The organism is Caballeronia humi (assembly GCF_001544475.1).
GTDB lineage: Bacteria > Pseudomonadota > Gammaproteobacteria > Burkholderiales > Burkholderiaceae > Caballeronia > Caballeronia humi.
On record NZ_FCNW02000023.1, the window covers coordinates 90286 to 97231 of the forward strand.

Sequence of the window (6946 nt, forward strand, 5' to 3'; positions counted from 1 at the left end):
TACAACTCGACTAGCGTTCGTGGTTGACCCACTACCTTCCTAGCGCCTGTCAGGCTGTGCCGTTCTCGCGCGACAGCTTATCGCCCCATGCGACGGTCGTAGCTGCGCGAAATGCGGTCGAGCAACGTCGGATCCTGCGCGTCACGGGCGTCGAACTGCACCCGTACGCTGCCATCGGATTGCTGGCGCACGTTTGCTGTCACCGTGCTGTTGCCGAGTTGTCCAGCGATGTTGCCGCTCGCCGGGTCCTGGACAGTCAGGGTCAGTCCTTCGTCTCGCATCGCACCTGCAGCGGCGGAAAACGAGCGATCGTAGCTGGCTGGCGTCATCACCACGGTGCCGGCAGCCGGTACGGGGTAATACGCGCACGCCGATAGCACGATAAGGACGCTGCAGGCAGCGGCGTACAGAATGCGCATCAAGGTGACACCTTCGTCCACGTGGGGCCAGGGTCGAACGACGTCGTCGCTGCCGCCTTCTTCGCACCGTCAGGGCCAAGATCGCGCTCGTAGACCTGCCCGGCGTGACTGACCATGAAGCTCTTGATGCCGGTATCCCCATAGCGAACGGGCCAGGCAATCACGCCGAAGCCGCCAAACAGCTTGCCGTGGGCGACATAGTCATATGCGCCTCCCGGCGCGTGAGAGCCTTGTGATGTCAGCAGCTTGTAGTGGTAACCGTTGTAGCCTGCCTGTCCGGTGTTGCGCGCGCCCGCAGCCATGAAGGCGGGCCCAAGTGGGCTCGGCTTGTCATCGGAGCCGGTCGGCCAGTACAGGCCGTCTCGCTTGCCAGGCGAACTCGATAGCTTTGTCGCATAGGCGAGCACACCGCTGCCGTCGTGGTCCGTCTCCGCGTATTCGCGTTGCGCGTCGTAGATCGCCAGCATCGTCTGGATGACGGCAAGCTCGTTGCGTCCAATGCGGCGCAAACGCATTTCCTCGACGCCGGCGCGCGTGTCGAAGTGCCAGCCTTGAGCCGACTTGACGAGCGGGATGGGGAACGTCCAGCCGTCGTTGCCTACCGCGATGTCGGCATGCTCGGCGCCCGTGGCTTGAATCGCGTGCGACGCGTCCCAGGCCGTCAGGAAGCGGCTCCGGATCTCGGCGCCCACAGGCGGGATCAGTTCCCGGAAGTCGTTGCCGAGCAAAGCCTTCAACGTCGGCTCGTCGTTATTGGCAACGGCATTGCCGAATGATGTCATCGCCTCTTCCGGCGACTTGAAGTCTTTTTGCGCGTATGCAGAGGACACGCCGAAACAAAGTGTCAGCGCGACAGTAATCGAATTGCCGATGGCGATGGTTCGCGCCGCAGGAAAGAATAATCGTGCCTTCATGCTGGTGTCTCCTTAGCGCCTGCGTCCGCCGCCACCTGCCCGCATCCCGCCGCCGCCCGGTCTGCTGAAGCCCGAAGCCTGAGCGCTGGAGCGGCCCCGGTTGAAGTCCTGCTGCGAGGCTCCGCCGCGGCCCACGCCCTGGAAGGCATTGTCGCGGCTGCCACTGAAGCTGTCGCGGGCGCCTCCGGGGCTGGCCCGGTCGGATACCGCCGCGCGATCGCCGATGCCGCCGGCATTCGCGCCGCCGCCGCGGTTACCCATGCCGGCATTGTTCGCGGCGCCCGCACGATCGGCCACTCCCGCGCTGTTCGCGCCGCCCGCGCGGTTGCCCGCGCCGGCTCGGTCGGCCACCGCGGCGCGATCAGACGCGCCGCCGGTACGGCCACGGAAGTCACCGCGCGAATCGGCGCCAGGGACGTTCTTCGCGAATTTCTCGCGGGACGCATTGTCGCGATACGCGACGCCCTGACGATGGCTCGCGTCGTGTTGCCATTTGCCGCCCTCGACCTTGCTTCGATCGAAGTTGCGATCGATATTGGCGGCCTTGTTTACATTGATATTAACGTCGCCGCCGCCCCAGTTGCAGTTGCTGAAGATTGCTCCCGCGGCGGCAAGGCCGATGCCCCAGGCAAATCCGGTGGCGAGCGCGGCGCCGGGATAATAGGCCGGGGAGGGCGGCCAGTAATACGGAGGATAGGCCGGATAACTCCATGCGCCATACACGACCGTCGGGTTGTAGGCAGGCACATAGATCACCTCCGGGTTCGCCGGCTCGATGCGCACGATGGTCTGTGTAGCCTGGGCGCCAGCCGGCGCGGCTTCCACGGTCACCTTCTGTTGTTCATTGGACTTCAGATTGCCCGATTCTTGAGCGCGTGCGCGCAGCCGTTGCACCGCAGCGAGCACGTCCTTTTCCTGCGCGAGGAACGCGTCGCCGAGCTTCTGAGTCCAGTCGAGTTTGTCGTTCATCGGTTCGAGTACCTGCGGAAACGCGACCAGCGATTTCACGCTGACATCCCACGGCTGGTCCTGTACCGCCTTGACCGCCGCGTCGCCCTTGATTTTCGGATTCGCCTTGACCCAGCGCGCGGCATGCACGATTTCGAGCGGATAGGTCGAGGCCATCAGGACCTGGGACATCACCGAGTCCGGATACAGGGCGATCGGCGCCACGAGCGCCTCGATTTCCTCGGGCTTGAAGGTCGCCTGCTGCGGTTGGCCCTGAGCATGCACGCCGCTCGCCTGTGTCATCAGCGCAACGAGAAACCAAATGCAGATCGTTTGAAACAGTCGGTCGATCCACCGGGTCATGGCTGCTCCTCCCAACATACTACGAGGCCGGACTGCATCCAATTTACTTGTTGCCGTTGCGAGTTTAACGAAAACGGTTGTGCAGCTTATAGGCGCTTGTCGGGATGTTCTGTAGATTCATAATAGGTCATCATGCACGATTGGAGGTTCACATATCTCGCGTCCCGGCGGGCGAGCGATGGATCGCGCCAGGCATGGGTGGACCGCAGCGTCGGCTCCAAGGAAAGTGTTTGGTTTTTTCGACACCCTGGTCTCCGTGGGACTGCATGTCGTCCCTCTGGAAAAGAATGCATCTCATGTAAAGGCGCTTCACGCAGTTTCATCGCGCCGGTCCAGCAAGCCGCGCAATGATCCGATCAGCCGCCGCGCGGTCGATCACTTCGAATGAGCGGCTCGTGCGCTCGTAGGCATACATGTCGCCAGTCGCGATGTCGAACCACCAGCCGCTCAGTATCAACGCCCCAGCTGTGACCTGCTGGCGGACGATCGGGTAAGTCATCAGATGCTCGATCTGTACCAGTACGTTGAGTTGTGACAACTGATCGTGCGGTTTCAGCCTGTCATCGAGCGGACCCTCGTGTTCGAGGCGAAACGCTGCGTCGTTGGCGTGCTTCAGCCATCTATCGAGGTTCGGCGTTTGCAGCTTGGCTTTGCGTGTGGACACGGCTTTCATCGCGCCGCACTCCGAATGCCCGCACACGACGATATTCGCGACCTTCAACACCAGCACTGCGTACTCGATCGCGCTTGCCTCTGAAACGTCACCGGTAGAAACCCCCTCTGCGGTCGCTGGCGGTATCAGGTTGCCCACGTTGCGCATCGTGAAGAGATCACCTGGATGGGTCGACACGAGCAGGTCGGGCACAACGCGACTATCCGAGCACGTGATGAAGAGCGCATCAGGTGTCTGCGCGAGCGCCAGTCTGCTGAACTGCTTCGCATAGTGCGGCAGCATTTTCTCGCGAAATTCGACGATGCCCTCTATAAGCTTGCGCATGGTTCGCCTCTGGAAGGGCTAGTGGTTTGCCTTCGAAGCGGCCGAACCTCCGAGCCCTTGCAGGTCGGGGATACGGGCCAACGCCAGGTCCTCCGCAAATGGATGTTTCAATGCGATCGCGCGATCGAGCAGTGCCAACTCGGCGTCCAATGCACCATGACGATCCTCCGGAAGGGTTTCGAGGAGGTTCTCTATCGCTGCGCGCAGACGCCGCGCGATCTGAAGGCTGCCCGCGCCGTACTGTCGTATCTCGCGGAAGCTGATATGCACGAAGTCTTGCCAATTGGGCGTGCGAAAGATAACGCGCACCCGCCCCGACCTGTCCGTTATCTCTTCGATGTGCAAAGACCGATTGCCTACCATGCGCAGGAGTCGGTGTAACTGATCGATCGCAAGCACCGCCGTGGTGGGATCATTGATCGCCGCCGACAGCGCCTTTAATGCAATGTCCACCAGGATGCGAAACGCGAACATCGGGTCCTGCTCCATGGTGCGTTCCGTCCCGAAAGCGACGAGTGTGCGCAATCTGCGCTCGTCGATTGCTCCAGATTTTCCATACAAATAAAACAAGGGTTCGTCCTCCGCGACGAAATCGCCGACCTGCGGGACGAACACGATGATGATGTCGGCACGCTGGGCGTTCGCGATCAGCATTTCCAGATTTACGGCCAGAACAATGCCGGATTTGCCGCGCTGACGAACGACGCGATCAGGAGTGCCTCGCCCTTTGTCATGTTCCGGCGGAGACGGTAGATCAGCGGCCGGCTCGGGGTAAACGCTCTCGATGACCGCGATCCCTTGCCCCCCGACGCGCGCCACGAGGCTGACGGGACGCAGGAACTTCGCGGCGTAGTCTATAAGGAAAAGGAAAGCGACGACGGAAGCGAATCCGAATAACGCTGCAATGAACACTTGAAGCTGGTGTACCTCATCCTCGCCCATCCAGCCTAGCGTTCTATTGGCGAACAGCAGTGTGAAAACGAATAGCCCCGATATGCCGCGGATGATGTTGTCGCGCAGCAATGTCGTCGCGATGATGCGCGGAGTGTACTGTCCGCCAGCGACCTGGATTGCGACGAGCAGCGAACCGAACGTGAATACCAGAAACGCCATGTCTGCGGAAACGATGTCACCGAGCAACGACCGCGCCCCTGTCATGGAAAGTCCGAGAAAGCCGGTCTTCGGATCGAGGGTTCCCTGTCTGATCATCCACCTGCCCACCATTTCAGCCACAGGCTTCACCACGGCATAGACTGCGACCGCGATGAGCGGCACCGTCCACAGCGAAGATCTCAGGTAGCTCTTTAAGCTGTACCGGCGATTCCAGTCCATGCTTGCGTTCTCCCTTCGCTTCGTATTGCATCGGGCGCCGCTGGAACGTCCATAAACCGAACTCGCCGGTCATGGGTTAGTTTCGCTGGCATGGGTGAGGCTACGGGCGCGTGAACCTTCCCAGATGAAATATGATCTCTGAACTATAGGCCCGTCAATGAGACCTTAGGCCCACTCGTCGGGGACCTCGTGGGACTTTCGTCTGGTCCGTTCCTAGAAATCTACTGAGAGCGTCGCTACGATGCGCAGCGTGAGTATGCGCGGGCCTACCACGACGGCGAGGGTGTGCTTGCCTATGTCTCGAGGATCGTAAGTTTGTCGGGGAAACACGACGGTTCGTACTGGTTTGCCGAAGCTGATGACAACTCGAGTCCGGTTGGCGGGGTGTTCGTCAATCCAGTTCGCGCAGTAGGCGAGTGACGACTACTTTGGGTACGCGCGCCTGGCGGTGCCTATGATTGAGTCGTGTGAGGCAATCTGTTCGGCGGATCTGCCGTCATTGCATGGCCAGTGAAATACGGCGACACTGGAGTCAAGACCTTCATGGGGAAGCATTCCGGTCAGGTCTATGAGCGGAACATCGAACTCGATAGCGCAGCCAAAGCGGAGGCCACAAAGTCGTTTGACGCAGGTGCGGGCTGGAGCAGGTTACCCTATCCCGATAGCCATAAGTACTGTCAATCCTCAAATCTCGAACCGCTCCTTGATTAATTGTGCAGCAGTTTCTTAATCGTGCAAGCAGCTTTGTTGGAAGAGGGATGTTGGCTATGTCTGACTCACGATCTGGCAGGCCGAACGGGAGAGGCAATCATGAAAGCATGCAACGTCATCAATCTGCTCGTCGTCGCGCAATGCGTGGCGCTCGCGGGGAATGCTTACGCGCAAGCCAGCGGCGCTATGCCGCTGGCGTCGAGTCCGGTTGCAAGTTCAAGCAGGGCGACAGCAGCGGACAAGAAGCTAGCTCGCGATGTACGCAAGGCGTTATCGAAAGCGCCGAACTTCAACGTGTCGGACGTTTTCGTGAAGGCGCGCGGCGGAGTGGTGACATTGTCCGGCAGCGTGTCGGAAGGTCCTCAGATCGAGCAGGCCGCGGAAGTGGCGAAGGGCGTGCCGGGCGTAACGTCGGTGAGTAACTATCTGACGCTCTATACGAAAGGGTATTAACAGAATCATCATCATAGATGGCAGTGGGCAACGAGGATTGGCTTCGTTGACTTCCGCACTGTCGTGCGCAGGCGGTTTCTGCACTGACCGCGCTGCGCGAGTGCGATGCTGCGGTCACCACAACAACAAACGCATTCGCAAAGGACGCGATGGGGAAGTGGGGGGATTTAAGTCGATGAACTTTCTTCTGGCTATCAGCCAATCATTTGACGCTAGGGCGGAACAAGAACAGGCGGCGAAGAGGATGAAGAGCCAGAGGAAGTAAACTGCGCACAGGCATAGGCAACCCGGCCACATCGCAAGCGTGGTGCGATTGTCGAGCATGGTTGTTGAAACCTGCTACGTGTCGACTCGCTGTCGTCAAGGCTTCTTTGTTTCCCGCTTGAGCGAATGGCTTAAACGCATTAAAGTCGACGCCAGTAGAACCGGCATCTTCAGAGCGAGCGTCAGACGCTCCTTTGGTTGTGGTGAGGGGGACACGTTCTTCGTCTCTCGAAGGATACTCACATGCTGTCCAGCACTACTCTGGATGATCACTGCCATTAGATAACCCACGTAACAACTACGACGGAGGTTGCGATGAACAAAAGGGACTTTGTACGGACCGGCGCGGTGCTAGTTGGTGCGGGCCTTACGCTCACGTGCCACCCTGGGATGGTAAGCGATGCCATTGCCAACGAGTCCGACGAGGCTAAGGCAATGCTGAAAAAGGTCAACGCATCAGGGTGGCAGGCCGTTTATATTGAATGAGACAAAAGACCCTAGCGATGGCAGCAGATCAAGGCGCCGGCTTCGAGCAGTATCGTCGG

At 59.9% G+C, this 6946-nt stretch carries 6 protein-coding genes and 1 pseudogene; 2 read left to right on the forward strand and 5 right to left on the reverse strand.

Going from position 1 to position 6946, the window contains the following annotated elements:
* Window positions 1-77: 77 nt before the first annotated feature.
* The 5 genes from AWB65_RS20400 to AWB65_RS20420 all read right to left on the reverse strand — a co-directional run bounded on the left by AWB65_RS20400 (window position 78) and on the right by AWB65_RS20420 (window position 4973).
* The gene (locus AWB65_RS20400) at window positions 78-419 is read right to left on the reverse strand and encodes a hypothetical protein (RefSeq protein ID WP_087668866.1); all 342 of its coding nucleotides are present in this window, start codon (window positions 417-419) and stop codon (window positions 78-80) included.
* Window positions 419-1333, reverse strand: coding sequence for a DUF2950 domain-containing protein (locus AWB65_RS20405; protein WP_087668867.1), 915 nt, complete (start codon window positions 1331-1333; stop codon window positions 419-421). Before AWB65_RS20405 ends, AWB65_RS20400 begins: the two co-directional genes overlap by 1 nt.
* Before the next feature lie 12 nt (window positions 1334-1345).
* Window positions 1346-2644, reverse strand: a complete 1299-nt coding sequence (locus AWB65_RS20410; protein ID WP_087668868.1) for a DUF3300 domain-containing protein — start codon at window positions 2642-2644, stop codon at window positions 1346-1348.
* 319 nt (window positions 2645-2963) lie between these two features.
* Window positions 2964-3641: a carbonic anhydrase gene (locus AWB65_RS20415; protein WP_087668869.1), complete on the reverse strand. Its 678-nt coding sequence runs from the start codon at window positions 3639-3641 to the stop codon at window positions 2964-2966.
* A gap of 18 nt (window positions 3642-3659) precedes the next feature.
* Window positions 3660-4973: a DUF2254 domain-containing protein gene (locus AWB65_RS20420; protein WP_087668870.1), complete on the reverse strand. Its 1314-nt coding sequence runs from the start codon at window positions 4971-4973 to the stop codon at window positions 3660-3662.
* A gap of 249 nt (window positions 4974-5222) precedes the next feature.
* Here AWB65_RS20420 and AWB65_RS35690 point away from each other — a divergent pair.
* Both AWB65_RS35690 and AWB65_RS20425 read left to right on the forward strand, forming a co-directional pair.
* Window positions 5223-5684: pseudogene (locus AWB65_RS35690) on the forward strand (DUF2950 family protein); the annotation flags it as partial.
* A gap of 99 nt (window positions 5685-5783) precedes the next feature.
* Window positions 5784-6137 (forward strand): BON domain-containing protein, encoded by a 354-nt coding sequence (locus AWB65_RS20425; RefSeq protein ID WP_087668871.1) that lies wholly within the window; start codon window positions 5784-5786, stop codon window positions 6135-6137.
* Window positions 6138-6946 lie beyond the last annotated feature (809 nt).